Below are 22,570 nucleotides of genomic sequence, written 5' to 3' on the forward strand. Positions count from 1 at the left end.
CGGCGCGCCGGGGTGTAGTTTCTGGCCGGCCCCCTGGGTGGGCGGGGTGGGGGCAGTGGGCGCAAAGGCAGGGGCCGCGTCCGGACGTGGACGCGGCCCCTGGGGTGAGAGCGGGCTCAGCCCTTGACGCTGCCGGCCAGCAGGCCGCGCACGAAGTAGCGCTGGAGCAGCAGGAACACCGTCACGGGGACGATGATGGAGACGAAGGCGCCGGCCGACAGCAAGTGCCAGGCGGTGCCCCGGGTGCCGCTCAGGTTGGCCAGCTGCAGGGTGATCGGGGCGACCTCGTCACCGCCGCCGGCGAAGACCAGGGCGACCAGCAGGTCGTTCCAGACCCAGAGGAACTGGAAGATGCCGAAGGCTGCCAGTGCGGGGGTGAGCAGCGGCAGCATCACCTTGAAGAAGATCGAGACGTGGCCGGCGCCGTCGACGCGGGCGGCCTCGATCAGGCCGGCGGGGATCTCCCGCATGAAGTTGTGCAGCAGGTAGATCGCCAGCGGCAGGGCGAACGTCGCGTGCGACAGCCACAACGTCCAGAACGTGCCGGTGATGTCGACGCTCACGAAGATCTTGAGCAGCGGGATCAGCGTGACCTGGAGCGGGACGATCTGCAGAGCGAAGATGACCAGGAACAGGACGTTGCGGCCGGGGAACTTGATCCAGGCGAACGCGTACGCCGACAGGGCCGCGATCGACATGGGGATCAGCACCGACGGGATGCAGATGATCAGCGAGTTGACGAAGAACGCGGCCAGGTTGACGCCGCCCTCCTCGCCGAAGACCTTGCTGTAGTTCTCGAACGTGGTGGTGGGGTCGCTGAAGAACGTCCACCAGCCGGTCGTCTTGATCGCGCGTTCGGGGCGGAACGAGGACACCAGCAGGCCGAAGGTCGGCAGCGTCCACAGAACCGCGATCACGATGGCCGCGATGGAGGCCCAGGGCGAGCTGAGCCGCTTCTTGGCGACCGACGACGCGCTCGGCTTGTCCGCCACCAGGGGCGGCGTGGTCGTCAGCGGAGTGCTGGTGCTCATGATGCCTCCGAACGACGCAGCGAGCGGACGTTGTAGATGACGATCGGGATGACCAGGACGAACAACAGCACCGCGAGCGCGGCACCGAGGCCCTGGTTGTCGGCGTTGAAGGTCTGCCGGTAGAACTCGTTGGCGATGACGCTGGTCTCGAAGTTGCCGCCGGTCATGGTGCGGACGATGTCGAAGACCTTCAGCGTGCCGATGCCGATGGTGGTCAGCACGACCACGACGGTGGGCTGCACGCTGGGCAGCGTGATCTTGCGGAACATGCTCCACGCGTTGACGCCGTCGAGCCGGGCGGCCTCGATGATGTCGTCCGGGATGGCCTTGATGGCCGCGGACAGGATCGTCATCGCGAAGCCGGCCTGGATCCAGATCATCACGATGATGAGCAGGAACGTGTTGAGCGGCGTCTCGATGAGCAGCTGGACCGGTTTGCCGCCGAGCCAGACGATCAGCTGGTTGACCAGGCCGATCTGCTTCACGTTGCCCTGGTCCGGGCGGTACTCGTAGACGAACTTCCAGATCACGCCGGCCGCGACGAACGAGATCGACATGGGCAGGAAGATCAGTGCCTTGGCGAACGACTCGAACCGCGACTTGTCGACCAGGATGGCGTAGACCAGGCCGATCGCGGTGGCCACGAACGGCGTCACCACGACCCAGAACACCGTGTTCCGCAGCACGGTGAGCTGGTCCTTGTCGCTGAAGATCGTGCCGTAGTTGTCGAAGCCGATGAAGGAGCTGCCCGCGGCGTCGAAGAACGACTGGTAGATGGTGCGGAGGCCCGGATAGACGAGGCCGACCGCGAGCATGAGCACGGCCGGCAGGAGGTAGAGGTACGCGACGACCTTGTCGCCGCGCTTGCCGCCGAACCGGCCGGCGATGAAAAGAATGACGCCCATGACCGCGGCGAACAACAGCAGGGCCGCGAGCATTTGCAGGATTTTTTCGGGGGTGGTGGAGGCGGTGTTGAACACGCGACCCGGACCTCCTTCTGCGCTGGAGTGAAGAGAGGTTCGGGGCCGGTCAGGGACATTCCCCGACCGGCCCCGGAAACTGCTATGTGATTACTTGGGCCAAGCCTTTTCGATGTTGTCCACCGTGGTCTTGGTGTCCTGACCGGTGATCCACGCGGTCGACTGCTTCCAGAACGCGTCCGAACCCACGGCGGCCGGCATCATGTCGGAGCCGTCGAAGCGGAAGGTCGCGTTCGGGTCGAGGAGGATGCCGCCCGCGAGCTTGTCGATCGGGTTCGTCAGGTTGGCCTGGTCGAGACCCTTGTTCGCGGTCACCCAGCCCGAGGAGAGCTTGGCCTTGGTGTTGGCCCAGACGTCCGAGGACAGGTAGGTCTGGAACGCCTTGACCTCGGGGCGGTCGGCGAAGGCCACCACGAACTCACCGGCGCCGAGCACCGGCTTGGTGTTGGCGTCCTTGCCGGGCAGGTAGAACGCGAAGACGTCGCCGTCCTCGGCCACCTTGGTGCCCTTCTCGAAGTTGGCCGCGTAGAAGCTGGCCTGCCGGTGCAGCGAGCACTGGCCCTCGAGGATCTTCAGCCCGGCGTCCTGGAACGTCGTGGTCGCGATGCTCTTGACGTCACCGAGGCCACCGTTGACGTACGCGTCGTTCTTCAGGTAGCCACCGACCGCGTCGAACGCCGTGGAGATCTCGGGCGCGTTGAACGGGATCTCGTGGCTGACCCACTTGTCGTACGTCTCGGGCGAGCTGGTGCGCAGAACCATGTCCTCGACCCAGTCGGTGACCGGCCAGCCGGTGGCGTCGCCACTGGCGATACCGGCGCACCACGGCTTGCCGCCGTCCGCGACGATCTTGTCGCTGAGCGCCTTGAGCTCGTCGAGCGTCGTCGGCACGGTGTAGCCCTTGTCCTTGAACTCCGAGGGGGAGTACCAGACCAGGGACTTCACGCTCGCGCCGAGCGGGGCGCCGTAGAACTTGCCGTCGATCGTGGTGTAGCCCTTCCAGGCCTTGTCCCAGAACTTGTCGACGTTGTCCGAGACCTCCTGCGGGGCGGCCACGGCCTTGCCGGTCGAGACCAGCTGCTTGACCAGGCCCGGCTGGGGCACGATGGCCAGGTCCGGCGGGTTGCCGGCCCGGGCCCGCACGAGCACCTGGGTCTCGAAGGACTTGTCACCCTCGTACTTGATGGTGGCGCCGGTGCACTGCTCGAAGGGCTTGTAGGACTCGATGTGCGGAGTGTCCTCGGGGGTCACGATGCCCGTGTAGATCGTGACCGTCTTGCCCTTGATGTCACCGAACTTGGTGTATGGCGCACAGTCGATGGCCGCCGCCGAGGCGTCCGTGTCGCTGCCGCTGTCGGAATCGCCGCCACCGCACGCCGCGAGGCCGAAGACCAGCCCTGCGCTCAGCGTGCCGGCGAGCGCGGCCCGGAACCGCGGGCTCGTAGGTTGACCGAACATACCGCTCCCTATGTCAAATCGCGCTTCCGACGTCCGGAGACGTCGCCGTCCGAAGCGCTACTTGGATCACAGTCAAGAGGTAACCGGCACATTGCGCAATGATTTCCGCTTGATCGGCTCGGTAACGATACGATGTCGCTGCTCCGGACGGCTTAACCGGTTAAGGTAACGCCCCTGGTCAGGGCGCAAAAAGCGCCTCGACTGGACCCTAGCCAAAGACAGGCCACCCCGCCCGGGATATCGGCGAATATCCGAGGGCGGGGTGGCCTGAACGGTCGATACCGACCTTGCGGCCGGTGGTAGTAGCGGGGCGGGTGGGACGTCAGTCGGCCATCGAGAGGTACTTGAAGCCCAGCCGGGCCATCCGGTCGGCGTCGAGCACGTTGCGGCCGTCCAGCACGATCGGCGTCCGCATGAGGCCGACGAACTTGCCCCAGTCGAGCTCGATGTACTGCGCCCACTTGGTCACCAGGACCACGGCGTCGCAGTCGTCGAAGACGCCGTCCAGCGTGTCGCTCAGGTGCGGCGCCATCTCGGGGTACTCCCGGCGGAAGCGGTCACCGGCGATCGGGTCGTGCAGCTTGACCCGGGCGCCCCGGGCGATCAGCAGGCCCGCGATGTCGAGTGCGGGCGAGTCGCGCAGGTCGTCGGTGTTGGGCTTGAACGCCACGCCGAGCAGGCCGATCTTGCGGCCCTTGAGGATGCGCAGCTCGGACTGCAGCCGCTCGACCGCGATCTCGCGCTGGCGCTGGTTGACGTCGCGGGCCGCCTTCACGATCGGCATGTCGTAGTTGTATTCCGACGCGGTCGCGATCAGGGCCTTGGTGTCCTTGCCGAAGCAGGAGCCGCCCCAGCCCACGCCGGGCTCGAGGAACCGCGAGCCGATCCGCTGGTCGAGGCCGATGCCCCGGGCCACCTCGGTGATGTCGGCGCCGACCTTGCCGGCCAGCTGGCCGATCTCGTTCACGTAGCTGATCTTCAGGGCCAGGAACGCGTTGGCCGCGTACTTGATCAGCTCGGCGCTGGCCAGGTCCGTCGAGACCAGCGGGACGGCAGTGGTGTCGTCGGGCCGGGGCTGGAACGCGGGCGGCGTGAAGGTCTGGTTGATCAGCGGGCGGTAGAGGTGGTTGAGCACCTCGAGGGCGCGCGGATTGTCCGACCCGATGACGATGCGATCGGGGAACAGCGTGTCGTGGATCGCGTTGCCCTCGCGCAGGAACTCCGGATTCGACGCGACCGAGAATTCGCACACCTCGGGCCGGTCGGCGCGCTGGGCGAACGAATCGCGCAGAATCGCGTCGACCCAGTTGCCGGAGCCGATCGGAACGGTCGACTTGTTGACCACCACGGTGAACTCGTGGTCGAGATTTTGGGCGACGCTCTCGGCCGCCGAACGCAGGTAGCGCAGATCGGGGCTGCCGTCGGCCGCGGACGGGGTCTGCACCGCCACGAAGACCACGTCGGCGCCCGGCACGCCCTCGGCGTAGCTGGTGGTGAACGTGAGGTTGGGCGCGGCCTCGGCGAGCAGTTCCTCCATGCCGGGCTCGTAGATCGGGCACTTGCCCGCGCGCAGCATGTCGACCTTTTCCTGGTCGAGGTCGATGCAGGTCACCTGGTGTCCCAGGAAGGCCAGGCTCACACCGGTGGTCAGCCCGACATAGCCGGTGCCGACAACACAAACCCTCATCAAACGCTCCTCCACCGCGGGCGGCCTCGGGTAACTGCCGCCCCTCCCGTTATCCCGGCCAGATGATACACAGCGTAGAAAAACGACGTGCAAATCCCTGACGTACGGTTATGGGTTCATTCCTTAGAGTTGCCGCGTTGTTCGCCGGCGATTCTCGCAATTTAAATCGTTCAATACCGTTGATGCATTGCCGGGGCCGGTGAAATCACCCACGATCCGGTGGTCGGGCGCCCGTCCGCCCCTGGGTTCCCCGGCGGGCCGCGATCATGCGGGCGCGGCCGCGCAAGGGAGATTCCCCAAGATATGCACGATTGTCAACTCCTGGTTTCCAGGGCTTGACAGCGGTGTGACGCGCACACGACCCTTCTGGGAGCGCTCCCATGTTGAGGTTCGTCGATGGAAGGTTACGGATGCGAAGGTCCACCGTCGCCGCGGTCGTCACCGCCGCCCTGCTCAGCGCGTCCGCCCTGGTGCTGGCCCAGCCGCTGAGGGCCGCCGCGGAGGCCGCCGACCCGTACGTCTGGAAGAACGTGCGGATCGACGGCGGCGGCTTCGTGCCCGGCATCGTGTTCAACCCCGGCGAACGCAACCTGATCTACGCCCGCACCGACATCGGCGGCGCCTACCGGTGGAACGAGAGCGCTCAGAGCTGGACGCCGCTGCTCGACTGGGTCGGGCAGGACAACTGGGGCTACAACGGCGTGCTGAGCATCGCGCCCGACCCGGTCGACACCAACCGGGTCTACGCGGCCGTCGGCATGTACACCAACAGCTGGGACCCGAACAACGGCGCGATCCTGCGGTCGTCCGACAAGGGCGCCACCTGGCAGGCCACCGCGCTGCCGTTCAAGAACGGCGGGAACATGCCGGGCCGGGGCATGGGCGAGCGGCTCGCCGTCGACCCGCGCAACAACCGGAACGTCTATTTCGCCGCGGAGGGCGGCAACGGGCTCTGGCGCAGCACCGACTACGGCGTCACCTGGGGCAAGGTCGCGAACTTCCCCAACGTCGGCAACTACGTGCAGGACCCGGGCGACCCGAACGGCTATCTGAACCAGAACCAGGGCCTGACCTGGGTCACCTTCGGCGCGGCGAACCAGATCTACGTCGGCGTGGCGGACAAGGAGAACCCGGTCTACCGCTCGCTGGACAACGGCGCGACCTGGGAACGGGTGCCGGGCCAGCCCACCGGCTACATCGCGCACAAGGGCGTCGTACAGGGAAATTATCTCTTCATCGCGACCAGTGACACCGGCGGCCCGTACGACGGCGGCGCGGGCCAGGTGCAGCGGCTCGACACGACCACCGGGGTCTGGACCGACATCTCGCCCACCCCGGCCGCCCAATCGCCGTACTACGGCTACTCGGGCCTGACCGTCGACCGGCAGAAACCCGGCACGCTGATGGTGGCCACGCAGATCTCCTGGTGGCCCGACGCGATCTTCTTCCGCAGCACCGACAACGGCGCCACCTGGACCCGGATCTGGGACTTCACCAGCTATCCGTCGGTGTCCAAGCGCTACACCATGGACATCTCGGCCAACCCGTGGCTGGACTTCAACACCAACCCGCAGCCGCCCGAGTCGACCCCGAAGCTGGGCTGGATGAACGAGTCGCTGGAGATCGACCCGTTCAACTCCGACCGCATGCTGTACGGCACCGGCGCCACCGTCTACGGCACGACCCAGCTGACCAACTGGGACAAGAACACGACGTTCACCATCAAGCCGTACGCCCGGGGGCTCGAGGAGACGGCGGTCCTCGACCTGGCCAGCCCGCCCTCGGGCGCCCCGCTGGTCAGCGCGCTGGGTGACATCGGCGGTTTCCACCACGCCGCGCTCGACGCGGTGCAGCCGAGCTTCCACGACACGCCCGCGCTGGGCAGCAACACATCGCTGGACTTCGCCGAGCTCAACCCGCTGGTGTTCGCCCGGGTCGGCAACGCGGACGCGGCCCCGCACATCGGCATCTCGAGCGACGGCGGCAAGAACTGGTACCAGGGGCAGGAACCGGGCGGGGTCACCGGCGGCGGCACGATCGCGGTCGGCGCCGACGCGGGCTCGATGGTCTGGTCGCCGGCCGGGGCGGGCGTGCACTACTCGACCACCCGCGGCAGCTCGTGGACGGCCTCGAGCGGCGTGCCGGCGGGGGCGATCGTCGAGAGCGACCGCGTCGACCCCAGGACCTTCTACGCGTACGCGGCGGGCAAGTTCTACACGAGCAAGGACGGCGGCGTCTCGTTCACCGCGTCGGCGGCCACCCTGCCCAGCACCGGCCGGCTGCACTTCAAGGCGGTGCCGGGCGCGGCCGGGCACGTCTGGTTCGCGGGGGAGAGCGGGCTGCTGCGCTCGACCGACGCCGGGGCCACGTTCACCAAGGTCGCGTCGGTCGCGTCGGGCATCAACGTCGCGTTCGGCAAGGCGGCGCCGGAAGCCACCCACCCCGCCGTCTTCCTGGTCGGCACGGTGGGCGGCGTCACCGGGGTGTTCCGGTCCGACGACACCGGTACGTCGTGGGTCCGCATCAACGACGACCAGCACCAGTACGGCAACGCGGGCGACGCCCTGGCCGGCGACCCCCGGATCTACGGGCGCGTCTACCTGGGCACCAACGGCCGGGGCATCCTGTACGCGGATCGGACCGGCGGCACCCCGGCCACCCCGCCGACGACGCCTCCCACCACCCCGCCCACGACGCCTCCCACCGCCCCGCCCACGACGCCTCCCACCACGCCGCCGACGACTCCACCGGCTCCTCCTGGTGGCTGCACGGCCTCGTACAAGATCACCGGCACCTGGAGCGGCGGCTTCCAGGGCGAGGTGACAGTCACCAACACCGGGACGAATCCGACCTCCGCCTGGTCCGTCGGCTGGACCTTCACCGCCGGCCAGAGCGTGACCCAGCTGTGGGGCGGCGCCCACACGCAGACCGGCACCGCGGTCAGCGTGCGCAACGCCTCCTGGAACGGCGCCCTGGCCGCGGGCGCGAGCACCACCTTCGGCTTCCTCGGAAGCCTCAGCGGCAGCACCAACCCCGTCCCCTCCCCGGTCACCTGCGCTCCGGCGTAGGGCGCCTCCCCACAGGAAGGACTTCCCCCGTGCAAGTCAGATCAAGGGCCAGACGCGTGCTGGCCGTCACCGGCGCCGCCGTCCTCGGCGCCGGCGCGGCACTCGTGGCCGGCGCCCCGGCGCTCGCCGCTCCCGGCTGCACCGTGGTCTACAAGGTGCAGAGCCAGTGGAGCGGCGGGTTCACCGGCGACATCGCCATCACCAACACCGGCGACCCGGTCAGCTCCTGGAAGCTGGAATACGCCTTCCCCGACGCATCGCAGAAGGTGACCCAGGGCTGGAGCGGCGTCTACTCGCAGAGCGGGCAGAACGTCACCGTCAACAACGCGGCCTGGAACGGCAACCTGGGCACCAACGGGACGGTGAGCACCGGATTCAACGGCACGTTCGGCTCGGCCAACCCGGTGCCGACCGCGTTCTCGCTCAACGGCACCCGCTGCAACGGCGCCGTCAACGCGCCCACGGTCGAGATCACCAGCCCGGCCGCCAATATCCGCTACACGGCACCGGCCTCGATCCCGATCACGGCCACGCCCGGCGGGACCGTGGCCAAGGTCGAGTTCTACCACGACGGCCTGCTGCTCAACACCGACACGGCCGCGCCCTACACGTACACCTGGACCGGTGTCCCGGCCCAGGCCGCGGCCTACCACCTGCAGGCGATCGCGTACGACGCGGCGGGCAACAAGAGCAACACCGCCGACGTGCCGGTCTTCGTCGACGCCGCCACCACCCCGTCGATCGTCACGGACTCCACCTTCGTGACGGTTCCGACCGGTGGCACCGGCACCTTCAAGGTGTCGCTGTCGAAAGCGCCCACGGCCAACGTGACGGTCGCGGTCGCCCGCAGCGCCGGCTCCACCGCGGTCTCGGCCGCCCCGGCTTCGCTCACCTTCACCCCGTCGAACTGGAGCACCGGCCAGACCGTCACGATCACGGCGACCAGTGCGGCGGCGGTCGGCGCGACGGCCACCTTCGGCGCCACCGCGACCGGGCACACCGCGGCCTCGGTCAACGCCCAGGTCGTCCGGGTGGGAGCGCCGGACACCCGGTTCACCCAGATGTACAACGACATCAAGAACCCGGCCAACGGCTACTTCAGCCCGGACGGTGTGCCGTACCACTCGATCGAGACCCTGATCGACGAGGCGCCCGACCACGGCCACGAGACCACCTCCGAGGCGTTCAGCTACTGGCTGTGGCTGGAGGCGGAGTACGGGCACACCTCGGGTGACTGGGCGCCGTTCAACAGCGCCTGGGCGACGATGGAGAAGTACATCATCCCGTCGCACGCCGACCAGCCCACCAACGACAAGTACGACGCGTCCAAGCCGGCGACCTACGCGGCGGAATACCCGCTGCCGTCGCAGTACCCGTCGCAGCTCGACCCGAGCGTCTCGGTGGGTAACGACCCGCTGGCCTCGGAGCTGAAGAGCGCGTACGGCACCTCCGACATCTACGGCATGCACTGGCTGATGGACGTGGACAACGTCTACGGTTTCGGCCGGTGCGGTGACGGCACCACGAAGAACGTCCTCATCAACACCTTCCAGCGCGGCCCGCAGGAGTCGACGTTCGAGACCGTGCCCCAGCCCAGCTGCGACACGTTCAAGCACGGTGGCCCCAACGGCTTCCTCGACCTGTTCACCAAGGACTCCAGCTACGCCAAGCAGTGGAAGTACACCAACGCGCCGGACGCGGACTCGCGCGCGGTGCAGGCGGCGTACTGGGCGTACACCTGGGCCACCGAGCAGGGCAAGCAGTCGCAGCTGGCGTCGGCCGTGACCAACGCGGCCAAGATGGGCGACTACCTGCGCTACTCCTTCTACGACAAGTACTTCAAGCAGCCGGGCTGCGCGTCGACCTCGTGCGCGGCGGGCAACGGCAAGAACTCCTCCAACAACTTGATGTCCTGGTACTACGCCTGGGGTGGCGCGACCGACACCAACGCCGGCTGGGCGTGGCGGATCGGCTCGAGCACCAGCCACTTCGGCTACCAGAACCCCATGGCCGCGTACGTGCTCTCCAACGTGAGCGCCTTCGCCCCGAAGTCGCCCACGGCCAAGGCCGACTGGCAGGCCAGCCTCAACCGGCAGCTCGAGTTCTACCAGTGGCTGCAGTCGTCCGAGGGCGCGATCGCCGGCGGCGCGACGAACAGCTGGAACGGCAGCTACCAGGCCCGCCCGGCCGGCACGCCGACGTTCTACGGCCTCGCGTACGTGGAGGCCCCGGTCTACGAGGACCCGCCGTCGAACCGCTGGTTCGGCATGCAGACCTGGTCGCTGGAGCGGTTGGCCGAGTACTACTACCTGACCAACGACGCCAAGGCCAAGTCGGTGCTCGACAAGTGGGTTCCGTGGGCGCTGGCCAACAGCGACATCACGGCCACCGACTTCTCGATCCCGTCGGACATGGAGTGGACGGGTGCCCCGGCCACGTGGAACCCGTCGTCGCCCGCGGCCAACACCAACCTGCACGTCACCGTGACGAGCAAGGGTCAGGACCTCGGCGTGGCGGGCTCGTTCGCCAAGCTGCTGACCTACTACGCGGCCAAGTCGGGCAACGCGGCGGCCAAGACCGCGGCGAAGAACCTGCTCGACGCGATCTGGACGAAGAAGGATGCCAAGGGCGTGTCGGTCACCGAGACCCGCGCCGACTACAACCGGATGGACGACACCTACAACGCGTCCACCGGCCAGGGCATCTACATCCCGCCGGGCTGGACCGGCAAGATGCCGAACGGCGACGTCATCAAGCCGGGAGTGTCCTTCCTGGACATCCGGTCCTTCTACAAGAACGACCCGGACTACCCGAAGCTCGACGCGTACCTCAAGGGTGGACCGGCGCCGACGTTCAACTACCACCGTTTCTGGGCCCAGGTCGATGTGGCCACCGGCTACGCCGACTTCGCCCGGCTCTTCCCCAACGGTTAGGAGGTTCTCGATGCGAAAAAAGCTGTTGATGTACGCCATGGCGGGGTTGCTCGCCGCGGGTGTCGGCGCGGTCGTGTCGCCGGTCGCCGCTCAGGCACACGGCGCGATCATGGTGCCGGGCAGCCGTACCTGGCTCTGCTACAAGGACGGCCGCAACCCCAGCACGGGCGCGATCGAACCCAAGAACGCGGCCTGCGCGGCCGCGGTCGCGCAGAGCGGGACGACCTCGCTCTACAACTGGTTCGCGGTGCTCCGCTCGGACGGCGCGGGCCGGATGGCCGGGTTCATCCCCGACGGCCAGCTCTGCTCGGGCGGCACCGGTGGCCCGTACAACTTCACGGGTTTCAACCTGCCCCGTAACGACTTCCCGGTCACGCACCTGACGGCCGGCCGGCAGATCGGCATCCAGTACAACAACTGGGCCAAGCACCCCGGCACGTTCCGTCTCTACATCACCAAGGACAGCTGGAGCCCGACCCGGGCCCTGGCCTGGAGCGACCTGGAGTCGGCGCCGTTCGACTCGGTGACCAACCCGCCCTCCAACGGCGGCCCCGGCACCGACGACGGCCACTACTACTGGAACGCGACGCTGCCGTCGAACAAGAGCGGCCGCCACATCATCTACTCGGTGTGGCAGCGCTCCGACAGCAACGAGACGTTCTACGGCTGCTCCGACGTCACGTTCGACGGCGGCAACGGCGAGGTCACCGGAATCGGCGGCGGCTCCACGCCTCCGCCGACCACGCCGCCGCCCACGACGCCGCCGCCGACCACCCCGCCGCCGACCACTCCGCCCCCGACGACGCCGCCGCCCACGACCCCACCGCCGGGCAACTCCAACTGCTACGCGATGTTCAACATCTCGAGCACGTGGAACGGCGGCTTCCAGGCCGAGGTGATGGTGCACGCCGACACCGCGGCGATCAACAACTGGACGGTGTCCTGGACCTGGCCGGGCTCACAGACCCTGACCCAGGCCTGGAACGGCACGGCCAGCAGCAGTGGCTCACTGGTATCGGTCAAGAACGTGAGCTACAACGGCACGGTCGGAGCCGGCAAGTACGTCACCTTCGGCCTGCTGGGCAACGGCACACCACCCGCGTCGGTGAACAACCTCGCCTGCTCGACAACCTGACCCACTGAGTGAAACCCCGGCGGCGGCGCTCCCTGGCGCCGCCGCCGGCTCACTTCCGGCGACTACGACTCAGAAGTGGGGCCACATCAAACTCGGCAGCGAACGCGGGACTCACTACCAAGCTCCCATCAACCAGTTCGATCTGGTTGGGGGTCTCGCCGAGCGCGAAGTACTCGTCCTCGCTCCACGGGTCCGGGTGTGCCTGCGTTACCAAGCTCATCGGAATTGCCCCATCTCCCGGCTGCTGTTGCCCCAAGCGTGCCATGGGAGCCCGCTCGATGCGAGCAGCTGACGCGGTTTCACCTGCGGTTCGACCCACCACCCTACTTGTCATGAGGCACCCTGACATGCGACTACGACAGGGCTCATCGATGGGTGCGGAGGCCGCGGAGGATGAAGTCGAGGCGGCGGTGGTAGTCGGCGCGGGTTTGCCGGCTGCAGGAGCGGACTATGACGCCGCGTTCGAGGATCAGGTACGTCAGGTCGGCGGGGGTGATGTCGGCGCGGACCACGCCGGCGGTCTGGGCGTCGGTCAGCAGCTGGGTGCCGAAGTGGCAGGCCCGCTCGAACAGGCACGTCAGGGGTTCGGAGTCGGGGAGGGTGCGCATCAGCACGTCGTTGGCGGCGGGCTCGTCGTACTGCAGCAGCCACGTGCGCAGCAGGTACTGCTCGAAGCGGAGCAGCGGGCCGTCGAGGGCGTCGACGGCGTCGATGACGGCGTGGATGCGGGCGGCCACCAGCTCGTCGACCACCGCGTCGATCAGGCCCGTACGGCTGCCGAAGCGGTGGTAGATCGTGCCCTTGCTGACGCCGGCGGCCCGGGCCACCTCGTCCAGCGGGGTGGTCAGGCCGCCGGCGCGGAACACGTCGAGGGCGGCCCGGCGGATGCCCTCGACGTTGCGCCGCGCGTCTGCTCTCATGCTCCGGAGGCTGCCCGGTCCTGCCACGTCACGTCCAGTGCCTTGCGGAACATCTCGACGGGCTGGGCGCCCGAGACGGCCCGCTTGTTGTCGAAGACGAAGAACGGCACGCCGCTGATGCCGAGCCGGCGGGCCTGGGCGAGGTCGGCCCGGATGTCCTTCTCGTACGCCTTGGTCTTGAGCGCCTCGAGGGCGTCGTCGCGGTCGAGGCCCAGCTCGACGGCCAGGCCGGCCAGCACCTCGTGGTCGCCCAGGTCGAGGCCTTCGGTGAACTCGGCCCGGAAGAGGCGTTCGACCATCGGCAGTTCCTGGCCGCGCTCCTTGGCCAGGTGGATCATCCGGTGCGCGTCCAGGGTGTTGACCATCATGGTGCGCTCGAACTGGTAGTCGAGGCCGGCCTCGGCGCCGCGGGCGGCCAGGTTGGCGTGCGAGGCCGCGAGCTGCGGGTTACCCGCGCCGAACCGCTGCTCCAGGTATTCGTCGGCCAGGACGGCCTGACCGGCCGGGAACTCCGGGTTGAGCTGGAAGCTATGGTAGCGGACCTGCACCGAGGAGCCGTGCGGGAACTGCTCGACGGCTTCCTTGAGCACGGCGTTGCCGAGGTAGCAGAACGGGCAGACGACGTCGGACCAGACGTCGACGACGATCGGCTCGGCGGCCGGGCCGAAGACGCTGGCGCTCATCAGTCGCACCACCCGTCGGCGGCGCAGACGCCGGAGTCGCCCTCGAGCGGCTCCAGCAGGATCAGGGGGGCGGGGGCGGGCTCGGCCTCGGCCGGCTCCTCCACGACGGCGACGACGTCCGTCTCGGTACTTGACTGCATGGTCAAGAACGTACTCCCAACTTGACGCTACCGACAAGATAGTCCGGCACTTTCCGAGGCGAGAGCTGAAAGTTTCGACAACTGAAATGACACCAGAAACCCCATGATCCAGTGGTGCCGATATTGACGACATAGATGGTCGCCTCTACGTTACGAGTGTTCGGCTGATGTGTTACCGAAACTTCCGATCCACCGCGGAGGTTCTGATGCCCACCCGTCGCGAATTACTCGCCCTCACCTCCGGCGCGGCGGTCACCGCCGCCACCGGCCTTTCCGCTCCCGCCGCCGCGTCCGCCCAGCAAGGCGACGACGACTGGACCGTCCCCGGGTGGATCGCCACCTGGGCCGCCGCCCCCACCACCGTCCCGCCCAACCCGCCCAGCGCCCCCACCGTGCTGGCCAACCAGACCGTCCGGCACGTCGTGCACTGCAGCGCCGGTGGCGACGAGCTCCGGATCCGGATCACCAACGAGTTCGGTCAGGGCCCGCTGCGCCTGGGCGCGGTCCGGGTCGCGCTGCGCCAAGGCGACGGGGCGAGCTCGGCGATCGTGCCCGGCTCCGACCGCCGGGTCACCTTCGGCAACCGGGCCGAGGTGACCATCCCAGCCGGTTCGCCGCTGCTCAGCGACCCCGTCCGGCTGCGGGTGCCGCCCGGCAGCGACCTGGCGATCAGCCTCTACCTGCCCGCCCGCACGCCCGCGACGACGCTGGCCGCGTTCGCGTTCCAGGACAACGTGATCGCCGACGGCGACGTCACCGCCGCCCGGACGGTGACCCCGGTCGCCACGATCGGGCAGTACCTCTTCCTGTCCGGCGTCGCCGTGCGTGACCGGGGCGCGGCGATCGTCACGCTGGGCGACTCGATCACCAACGGCGCCAACACGCAGAACAACCTGAACCACCGCTGGCCCGACCTGCTCGGCGCCCGGCTGCGCGCGGCCGGGCTGCGCCGCGGGATAGCCAACGTCGGCATCTCGGGCAACCGCCTGCTGCACGACCCCAACCCGGCGCCGGGCAGCGACGCCGAGTCGTTCGCGGCCTACTTCGGGCACAGCGCGCTGCGCCGGTTCGACCGCGACGTGATCGCCCAGCCCGGCGCGGAATACCTGATCGTGCTGCTCGGCGTGAACGACCTGGGTCACCCGGGCACCGTCGCACCGGCGTCCGAAGTGGTCAGCGCGGACGACCTGATCGGTGGGCACCGGCAGCTCATCGCCCGCGCGCACGCGGCCGGGATCGTCGCCCTGGGCGGCACGATCCTGCCGTTCAAAGGCGACACGCTCGGCTTCTACACCGAGGCCAACGAGCGCAAGCGCGAGGTGCTCAACCGCTGGATCCGCTCGGGCGGCGAGTACGACGGCGTGATCGACTTCGACCGCGCGATGGGCGACCCGGCCGACCCGCAACGCCTCAACCCCGCGTACGACAGTGGTGATCACCTGCATCCCAACGACGACGGCATGGCCGCCATGGCCGCCGCCGTGCCGCTGAGGGTGTTCAAGTGAGCGCCGCCAGTGTCACGAGGGCCACGATCGCCGCGATCACCGCGGCCGCCCTGGTGATCATCGCGCCCGTTCCCTCCGGAGCCGCTGCATCCGCGCCGGAAAGCAAAGCCGCGACATCGGGGTCGAAGACCAGGACCGCTTCCTCGTACGTCTCCCAGGAACCCGGACCGGGCCGGTTCCCCCTGGTGGCGGCCCCGCTCGTCGTCAGCAAGGACGACTACGCGGGCGTGATCAGGGTCGTCGGCGACCTGCAGAGCGACCTCAAGAAGGTCACCGGCGTCGAACCCGTGGTCGGCCACGACGCGATCCCGGCCGGGCGCGACCCGATCATCGTGGGCACGATCGGCAAGAGCCCGCTGATCGACCGCATCATCGCCCGCGGCAAGCTCGACGTGACCGGCGTACGGGGGAAGTGGGAAACCACCGTCGAGCAGGTCGTCACCGACCCTCTGCCCGGCGTGCGGCGGGCTTTCGTGATCGCCGGCAGCGACCAGCGGGGCAGCATCTACGGCGCGTACGACCTGTCGAAGAACATCGGTGTCTCGCCCTGGTACTTCTGGGACGACGTGCCGATCGCGAAGAAGGCCCAGCTGTACGTGTTGCCCGGCCGGCACACGCAGGGCACGCCCAAGGTCAAGTACCGCGGGTTCTTCATCAACGACGAGAACCCGGCCACCGGCACCTGGGCCCCCGGCTACTTCGGGCCGGGCAAGGCCCCCGGCTATCCGGGCGGGCTGAACGCGGACTACTACGCCAAGGTCTTCGAGACCATGCTGCGGCTCAAGGCCAACTACTTGTGGCCGGCCGTGTGGGGGCGCGCGTTCGCCGAGGACGACCCGCTCAACCACGCCACCGCCGGCCTGTACGGCGTCGTCATGGGCACCTCGCACGAGGCCCCGATGATGCGCGGCATCGAGGAGTGGAACCGGCATCCCACCGGCACGGGGGAGTGGAGCTTCCGCCGCAACGCCGACGCGATCAAGGCGTACTGGCGGGACGGGGCCGAGCGGATGCGCGACCAGAACATCGAGGGCGTCATCACGCTCGGCATGCGCGGCAACGGCGACGTCTCGCTGCCCGACGGCGACGGGATCGACCTGATGTCCTCGATCATCGACAGCCAGCGCGAGATCCTGCGCGACACCGGGCTGATCGACCGGCCCCAGGTGCAGACCCTTTACAAGGAGGTGCAGCGCTACTGGGACAACGGGTATCGGCCGCCGGACGACGTGACGGTCGTGTTCTGCGACGACAACTGGGGCAACCTGCGCAAGCTCCCGGACGCGTCGCTGCCCGCCCGCAGTGGTGGCTACGGCATGTATTACCACTTCGACTACGTGGGCGACGGCCGCAACTACAAGTGGGCCGACACGATCAACCTCACCAATACCTGGGAGCAGCTCAACCTGGCGTACGGGAAAGGGGTTGATCGGCTCTGGATGGTCAACGTGGGCGATCTGAAGAACGAGGAGCTGCCCACGCAGTTCTTCCTCGACTACGCCTGGAATCCCGATGCGTGGCCGGTGACGCGGCTGGGGGAGTGGACCGAGCAGTTCGCGGCGCAGAACTTCGGTGACCGGTTCGCGCCGGCCGTCGCGCAACTGCTCGACACGTACGGGTTCCTGCAGTCGCGCCGCAAGCCGGAACTGCTCAACCGGCGGATCACGCTCAACGCGGCCGGTGAGGTCGTCTACGACGATCAGGCCACGCCGTTCAGCCTTACCGACTACGGCGAGCTGGACCGGGTGACCGAGGAATGGATCGAGCTGGCCCGCCACGCCACAGCCTTGCGCGAGCGGGTGCCGCAAGCCTGGCAGGACGCGTTCTACCAGCTCGTCTACTACCAGATCAAAGACACGGCGATCGTGTACGAGTTGCGGCGCGCGCAGTTCACCAACATCGCTTACGCGGCCCAGGGCCGGGCGGCCACCAACAAGCTGGCCGATACCGCCGAGCGGCTGTTCGCCGAGGACCAGGCGATGAGCGACTACTACAACACCACCCTGGCCGGCGGGAAGTGGAAGAACTGGCAGCTGCAACCCAAGATCGGGTACGGCGACGTCGAGCGCTACGGCCCCAACGCGCCCTGGCAGCAGCCCGAACTGAACAACGTCGCGCTGCCCGACGCGATCTACCCGCACCTCAAGCGGATCACCGTGCCGGCCGCGCCCGCGCTCGGGGTCGGATCGCTGAAGCTGCCCGAGTCGAACCCGTGGTCCTCGCAACGGCCGCCGGCTCTCGACATCTACAACAAGGGCACGACCCCGTACGGGTACCGGATCACCACGGGCGCGTCGTGGGTGCACGTGGCGCCGTCCCGCGGGGTGGTCACCGACCAGGTGCGGCCGGTCGTCACCGTCGACTGGAAGCGGGCCCCGCGCGGCGTGACCAGCGTGCCGATCACGATCGAGGGCGCCGGGTCGACGGTCGTCGTGCAGGCGCCGGTCAACAACCCCGCGCTGCCCGCCAAGGGCTTCCTCGAGGCCGACGGGTACGTGGCGATGGAGGCCGACCACTACACCGGCAGGGCCGGGAAGTGGCGGCTGCTGCCCGGGATCGGCAAGACCGGCAACGGGCTCACGCCGCTCGGCGAGGGCGCGAAGCTCGACTACACGATGACGCTGACCAGCAGCGGGCCGGTGAAGGTGACCGCCTACCTGTCGCCGCGCAACAACACGCGGCCCGGCGACGGCCTCAAGTACGCGGTCTCCGTCGACGGCCAGGCCCCGCAGGTCGTCAACATCACGACGGCGACCGGGGCCAACGACACCACGATGAACCGGCAGTGGGCGCGCAACACGTCCGACAACATCAACCGGACCACCACCACGCACGTGATCGCGGCGCCGGGGACGCACACGCTGACGTTCCACGCGGTCGACCCCACGGTGATCGTGCAGCGGCTGGTCGTCGACACCGGGGGCGAGAAGTACAGCTACTTCGGCCCCCCGGAGAGCCGGAGGGTCCGATGAAGCGGCGGGCGTTGCTCGGTGTCACCGCGGCCGTGCCGGCGGCATGGACGCTGCGGCCCGACAAGAAAAGGTGGATTCACACCTGGACGGCGATGCCGCAGCTGACCGAGCCGGCCAACCTGCCCCCGGCCCCCTTCACCGGGACGTCGTCGGTGCTGGTCGACACCACGCTGCGGCAGACCGTGCACGTGACGGCCGGCGGCTCCAAGGTCCGCTTCCGCTTCTCGAACGCGTTCGGCGGCGCCGCGCTGCCGATCACCGCGGCCGCGGTGGCCCGGCCCGTCGACGGGCGGGCCGGGGTGCCGGCGATCGTGCCGGGGTCGAGCCGCCCGCTCACCTTCGGCGGGCGGGCGTCGGCCACGGTGCCGGTCGGCGCGCAGGTCGTCTCCGACCCGGTGGCGCTGCCCGTGGGCCGCGGGGCGAACCTGACCATCACGGTGTACCTGGCGTCGGGGCAGGCCACGCTCAGCCTCACCTCGCACCCGGGATCGCGGACGACGTCGTACTTGATCGCGGGTGACCAGCACACCGCGGTCGACCTGCCGGGGGCCGTGGGGGTCGCGCACTGGTACCTGATCAGCGGCGTCGAGGTCGAGGCGGACGTGCCCGCGATGGCGATCGTCGGGGACTCGCTGACCGACGGGCGCGGCTCGACCACCGACGGGAACGACCGGTGGCCCGATCAGGTCCGCGGGGCCCGGGTGGCGTTGCTCAACCAGGCCGCGGGCGGCAACCGGGTGCTCAACGACGGGCTCGGGCCCAACGTGCTGGCCCGGCTCGACCGCGACGTGCTGGCCACCAGCGGCGTGGACCGGATGTTGATCTTCGAGGGGGTCAACGACATCGGCACGGCCCCGGCCACCGTCGATGCGCAGAAGGCGCTGCTGGAGGAGCTGATCTCCGCGTACGAGCAGATCGTGACGCGGGCGCATGCGGTGGACATCAGGGTCTACGGGGCCACGATCACACCGTTCGGGGGCAATACCGGATATGACGATCCGGACGGTTACCGCGAGGCCACCCGTACGGCCGTGAACAGTGCGATCCGTCACAACCGGATCTTCGACGGGGTGGCGGACTTCGATGCCGCCGTCCGCGATCCGGCCCTGCCCCGGCAGCTCCGCGCAGGCTACGACACCGGCGACCACCTGCACCTGAACCCCGCCGGGTATCGAGCGATCGCCGAGGCGGTGCCGTCGCCGTGGCTGCGGTGAGCCGGACCGGCCCTCCCAGTTAACACTCGACCTGATCGGGTACCTTCCTCGGCGTCTTGTCGGCGTCGAGGAAGGGGTCGGGCGACCCGTGGCGAGCAAGGACCGATCTCTACTCGGAAAAGCCGGGTTGCTGCTCATTTGCGGCTTCCTGACCGCCGTGGTGGTTTCCGCCGCCTCGTTCCCGGCCGTGGCGCTGGGCGGGCTGGTGGCCAAGGCGGGCGCCGAGGAGTTCGCGTCGCTGCCCAGCACGATCGTCGAACAGGCGGCCCCGCAGGTCACCCGCGTCTTCGCGTCCGACGGCAAGACCCAGGTGGCGGTGCTGTATGACGAGTTCCGCAGCGACGTGCCGAACAGCCAGATCTCGGTCAACATGCAGAACGCGATCGTCGCCGCCGAGGACCACAAGTTCTACGAGCACAACGGCGTCGACGTGAAGGGCATCGCCCGCGCGTTCGTCAACAACAGCCAGGGCGGTTCGCAGCAGGGCGCCTCCACGCTGACGATGCAGTACGTGCGGATGGCCCAGGCCTACGGCGCGAAGACGGCCCAGGAGGCCATCGACGCGACGAAGGACAGCCCCGAGCGCAAGATCGCCGAGATGAAGTACGCGCTGCAGATCGAGAAGGATCTCAACAAGAAGGAGATCCTGACCCGCTACCTCAACCTGGCGCCGTTCGGCAACGGGGCGTACGGGATCTACGCGGGTGCCCAGGTGTACTTCAAGAAGTCGCCCAAGAACCTCACGATCGCCGAGTCGGCGCTGCTGGCCGGCATGGTCAAGGCGCCCACCGCGTTCGACCCGACCACCAAGACCGGCTACCCGCAGGCGCTCGACCGGCGCAACTACATCATCGACAACATGGTCGGGCTGGGCCAGATCACCAAGGCCGAGGGCGAGGCGGCGAAGAAGACCAAACTCGCCCGCACGACGAACCGGCCCGGCAACGGGTGCACGTCGGTGCAGACCAACAGCTGGGGCTTCTTCTGCGACTACTTCTACCGCTGGTGGCTGGGGCAGAAGGACTTCGGTGACAACGCGTACGACCGGGAGCGCCAGCTCAAGAGCGGTGGCTACACGGTCGTCACCTCGCTCGACGTCAAGGCGCAGAACTCGGCCCGCCACGAGATCAACCGCAAGATCAAGGACAACAACAAGAACGCCGTCGTGATCGCCGGGATCGAGCCGGGCACCGGGCACGTCAAGGCGCTGGCCACCAACCGCAAGTTCAAGCTCGACGACGGCACCAACCCGCTGAGCTCGAACCCGGCCATGCGCAAGAACGGGGCCCGCGCCTCCTACCCGAACACCACCAACCCGATCATCACCGGCGGCGGCGACATCGACGGCTACCAGGCCGGCTCCGTGTTCAAGATGTTCACGATGGTGGCCGCGCTGGAGAACGGCTACGAGCTGGACCACCCGATCACGTCCGACTCGACGTACAAGTCGAGCTACCCGGTCGCGTTCAACTCGCCGGCGGCCTGCCCGGGCACGTCGTTCTACTGCCCGTCGAACTCGTCGCCCAACACCAAGGGCACGTTCAACATGTGGACCGGGTTCGGCAAGTCGGTCAACACGTATTTCGTGCCGCTGCAGGAACAGGTCGGGGCCGAGAAGGTCATCGACGTGTCCAAGCGGTTCGGCATGGTCTACCGCTCGTCAAGCGACCGAGACCTGATGAAGACCGAGGCGGCCGCGCACGAGTTCGGCGCGTTCACGCTCGGCGTGACCACGTCGACGCCGCTCGACATCGCCAACGCGTACGCCACCCTGGCCGGCGACGGCATGTACTGCGCGCCCACCCCGATCAAGCAGATCACCGCCTCGAACGGCAAGAAGCTCAAGACCGGGCAGCCCGACTGCAAACGCGCCACCAGCGCCGACGTGGCCCGCAAGACGATCGACGCGGCCCGCTGCCCGGTCGGCGACCGGGCCCAGCTCGGCAACTGCGCCGGCAGCACCGAGCCGAACGCCTACCGCACGATCAAACACCCGATCTTCGGCAAGACCGGCACCACCGACAGCGACCGTACGGCGTCCCTGGTGGTCGGCTCGGCCAGCCTGGTCGTGGCCGGTTACATGGTCAACCCGGACTGGGCCAACCACACCGACCGCATGCGGCACGACATCGTCAACCCCGTCACCTACCGCACGCTGGCCGATTACCTCGACGGCACCGAGCCCGTGGAGTTCAAGAAGCCGGGTGAGTAGGTTTTTCCTTTCCGGCGGTTCGTGACTGCTATCTAGATCCAGGTTGCCCCTGGCGGTCAGCATCGGTCTCGTGGACCTTGTTATTCGAGACCGGCCCGGTCCGGCAGTCAGTGCGGGGCGGTGCCAAGAGGTGCGACGGACGTTGATCGTTACGCGGGGTCTGCCGGCTTCGGGCAAGACGACCGAGGCCCTGAGCTGGGTGGCCGAGGACCCGGAACATCGGGCCCGGGTGGGCAGCGACGAGATCGCGGCCATGCTGCACCCGCACGTGCTGGCCAGCGACGGCGTGGCCTACAGCTCCCGGTACGCCGAACGGGAACAGCTCGTCGTGAACGCGGCGATCGAGGCGCTGCTGCGGTCGGGGATCGACGTCGTGTGCGACGACCCGTTCCTGCTGCCGCACTACCTCGACGCCGTGCGCGAAGTGGCCGAACGGTGCGACGCCGAGCTGGTGGTGTGGGACTTCACCGCCGTCGACGTGGAGGACTGCATCGCCCGCGACCGGCTGCGGGGACTGTCCGGGGGCCGGGCCATCGGCGAGCAGAAGATCCGCGTCCAGCACCAGCTGTTCCGCGCCTACCAGCAACTGGCGGCGGTCGATGCGCATGCCACCGAGGACGGCTGATGCCCTA

15 protein-coding genes are annotated in these 22,570 nt (G+C 68.5%); 8 read left to right on the forward strand and 7 right to left on the reverse strand.

Going from position 1 to position 22,570, the window contains the following annotated elements; translation table 11 throughout:
• Positions 1-116: 116 nt before the first annotated feature.
• The 4 genes from BKA14_RS05205 to BKA14_RS05220 all read right to left on the reverse strand — a co-directional run bounded on the left by BKA14_RS05205 (position 117) and on the right by BKA14_RS05220 (position 5,156).
• Positions 117-1,031, reverse strand: a complete 915-nt coding sequence (locus BKA14_RS05205) for a carbohydrate ABC transporter permease (protein WP_184949788.1) — start codon at positions 1,029-1,031, stop codon at positions 117-119.
• Positions 1,028-1,969, reverse strand: a complete 942-nt coding sequence (locus BKA14_RS05210; RefSeq protein ID WP_184956567.1) for a carbohydrate ABC transporter permease — start codon at positions 1,967-1,969, stop codon at positions 1,028-1,030. Before BKA14_RS05210 ends, BKA14_RS05205 begins: the two co-directional genes overlap by 4 nt.
• 132 nt (positions 1,970-2,101) lie before the next feature.
• Positions 2,102-3,469, reverse strand: a complete 1,368-nt coding sequence (locus BKA14_RS05215; RefSeq protein WP_184949789.1) for an ABC transporter substrate-binding protein — start codon at positions 3,467-3,469, stop codon at positions 2,102-2,104.
• A 322-nt stretch (positions 3,470-3,791) separates the two neighbouring features.
• Positions 3,792-5,156, reverse strand: a complete 1,365-nt coding sequence (locus tag BKA14_RS05220; RefSeq protein ID WP_184949790.1) for a UDP-glucose dehydrogenase family protein — start codon at positions 5,154-5,156, stop codon at positions 3,792-3,794.
• Positions 5,157-5,566: 410 nt separating this feature from the next.
• On the opposite strand from BKA14_RS05220, the gene BKA14_RS05225 reads away from it, so the two are divergent.
• Genes BKA14_RS05225 through BKA14_RS05235 form a run of 3 tightly spaced genes read left to right on the forward strand, consistent with a single transcriptional unit; the run spans position 5,567 to position 12,292 of the window.
• Positions 5,567-8,224, forward strand: coding sequence for a cellulose binding domain-containing protein (locus BKA14_RS05225; protein WP_184949791.1), 2,658 nt, complete (start codon positions 5,567-5,569; stop codon positions 8,222-8,224).
• A 59-nt stretch (positions 8,225-8,283) separates the two neighbouring features.
• Complete coding sequence (locus BKA14_RS05230; protein WP_221477565.1) at positions 8,284-11,157, forward strand: glycoside hydrolase family 48 protein; 2,874 nt, start codon at positions 8,284-8,286, stop codon at positions 11,155-11,157.
• A 10-nt stretch (positions 11,158-11,167) separates the two neighbouring features.
• The gene (locus BKA14_RS05235; protein WP_184949793.1) at positions 11,168-12,292 is read left to right on the forward strand and encodes a lytic polysaccharide monooxygenase auxiliary activity family 9 protein; all 1,125 of its coding nucleotides are present in this window, start codon (positions 11,168-11,170) and stop codon (positions 12,290-12,292) included.
• Between the two features lie 365 nt (positions 12,293-12,657).
• Here BKA14_RS05235 and BKA14_RS05240 read toward each other — a convergent pair whose 3' ends face one another.
• From BKA14_RS05240 to BKA14_RS05250, 3 genes are read right to left on the reverse strand one after another with little or no spacing between them, the layout of a single operon-like run.
• Complete coding sequence (locus BKA14_RS05240) at positions 12,658-13,212, reverse strand: TetR/AcrR family transcriptional regulator (RefSeq protein WP_184949794.1); 555 nt, start codon at positions 13,210-13,212, stop codon at positions 12,658-12,660.
• A complete protein-coding gene (locus BKA14_RS05245; protein ID WP_184949795.1) occupies positions 13,209-13,895 on the reverse strand; it encodes a DsbA family oxidoreductase in 687 nt (228 codons plus the stop codon). Before BKA14_RS05245 ends, BKA14_RS05240 begins: the two co-directional genes overlap by 4 nt.
• A complete protein-coding gene (locus BKA14_RS05250; RefSeq protein ID WP_184949796.1) occupies positions 13,895-14,035 on the reverse strand; it encodes a hypothetical protein in 141 nt (46 codons plus the stop codon). Before BKA14_RS05250 ends, BKA14_RS05245 begins: the two co-directional genes overlap by 1 nt.
• Before the next feature lie 206 nt (positions 14,036-14,241).
• On the opposite strand from BKA14_RS05250, the gene BKA14_RS05255 reads away from it, so the two are divergent.
• The 5 genes from BKA14_RS05255 to BKA14_RS05275 all read left to right on the forward strand — a co-directional run bounded on the left by BKA14_RS05255 (position 14,242) and on the right by BKA14_RS05275 (position 22,563).
• A complete protein-coding gene (locus tag BKA14_RS05255) occupies positions 14,242-15,540 on the forward strand; it encodes an SGNH/GDSL hydrolase family protein (protein ID WP_184949797.1) in 1,299 nt (432 codons plus the stop codon).
• A complete protein-coding gene (locus BKA14_RS05260; RefSeq protein WP_239092476.1) occupies positions 15,537-18,512 on the forward strand; it encodes a glycosyl hydrolase 115 family protein in 2,976 nt (991 codons plus the stop codon). Before BKA14_RS05255 ends, BKA14_RS05260 begins: the two co-directional genes overlap by 4 nt.
• Complete coding sequence (locus BKA14_RS05265; protein ID WP_184949798.1) at positions 18,509-19,726, forward strand: SGNH/GDSL hydrolase family protein; 1,218 nt, start codon at positions 18,509-18,511, stop codon at positions 19,724-19,726. Before BKA14_RS05260 ends, BKA14_RS05265 begins: the two co-directional genes overlap by 4 nt.
• An 88-nt stretch (positions 19,727-19,814) precedes the next feature.
• A complete protein-coding gene (locus BKA14_RS05270; protein ID WP_239092475.1) occupies positions 19,815-21,938 on the forward strand; it encodes a transglycosylase domain-containing protein in 2,124 nt (707 codons plus the stop codon).
• 130 nt (positions 21,939-22,068) lie between these two features.
• A complete protein-coding gene (locus BKA14_RS05275) occupies positions 22,069-22,563 on the forward strand; it encodes an AAA family ATPase (RefSeq protein WP_184949799.1) in 495 nt (164 codons plus the stop codon).
• Positions 22,564-22,570 lie beyond the last annotated feature (7 nt).

Origin of the sequence: Paractinoplanes abujensis (assembly GCF_014204895.1) — a bacterium.
Lineage (GTDB): Bacteria > Actinomycetota > Actinomycetes > Mycobacteriales > Micromonosporaceae > Actinoplanes > Actinoplanes abujensis.

Bases quoted from the DNA above. Each gene is read 5' to 3' on its own strand.
- BKA14_RS05250 (WP_184949796.1), bottom strand. From the start codon at position 14,035: ATGCAGTCAAGTACCGAGACGGACGTCGTCGCCGTCGTGGAGGAGCCG.
- BKA14_RS05220 (WP_184949790.1), bottom strand. From the start codon at position 5,156: ATGAGGGTTTGTGTTGTCGGCACCGGCTATGTCGGGCTGACCACCGGT.
- BKA14_RS05210 (WP_184956567.1), bottom strand. From the start codon at position 1,969: ATGCTCGCGGCCCTGCTGTTGTTCGCCGCGGTCATGGGCGTCATTCTT.
- BKA14_RS05225 (WP_184949791.1), top strand. From the start codon at position 5,567: ATGCGAAGGTCCACCGTCGCCGCGGTCGTCACCGCCGCCCTGCTCAGC.
- BKA14_RS05240 (WP_184949794.1), bottom strand. From the start codon at position 13,212: ATGAGAGCAGACGCGCGGCGCAACGTCGAGGGCATCCGCCGGGCCGCC.
- BKA14_RS05205 (WP_184949788.1), bottom strand. From the start codon at position 1,031: ATGAGCACCAGCACTCCGCTGACGACCACGCCGCCCCTGGTGGCGGAC.
- BKA14_RS05235 (WP_184949793.1), top strand. From the start codon at position 11,168: ATGCGAAAAAAGCTGTTGATGTACGCCATGGCGGGGTTGCTCGCCGCG.
- BKA14_RS05265 (WP_184949798.1), top strand. From the start codon at position 18,509: ATGAAGCGGCGGGCGTTGCTCGGTGTCACCGCGGCCGTGCCGGCGGCA.
- BKA14_RS05245 (WP_184949795.1), bottom strand. From the start codon at position 13,895: ATGAGCGCCAGCGTCTTCGGCCCGGCCGCCGAGCCGATCGTCGTCGAC.
- BKA14_RS05255 (WP_184949797.1), top strand. From the start codon at position 14,242: ATGCCCACCCGTCGCGAATTACTCGCCCTCACCTCCGGCGCGGCGGTC.
- BKA14_RS05215 (WP_184949789.1), bottom strand. From the start codon at position 3,469: ATGTTCGGTCAACCTACGAGCCCGCGGTTCCGGGCCGCGCTCGCCGGC.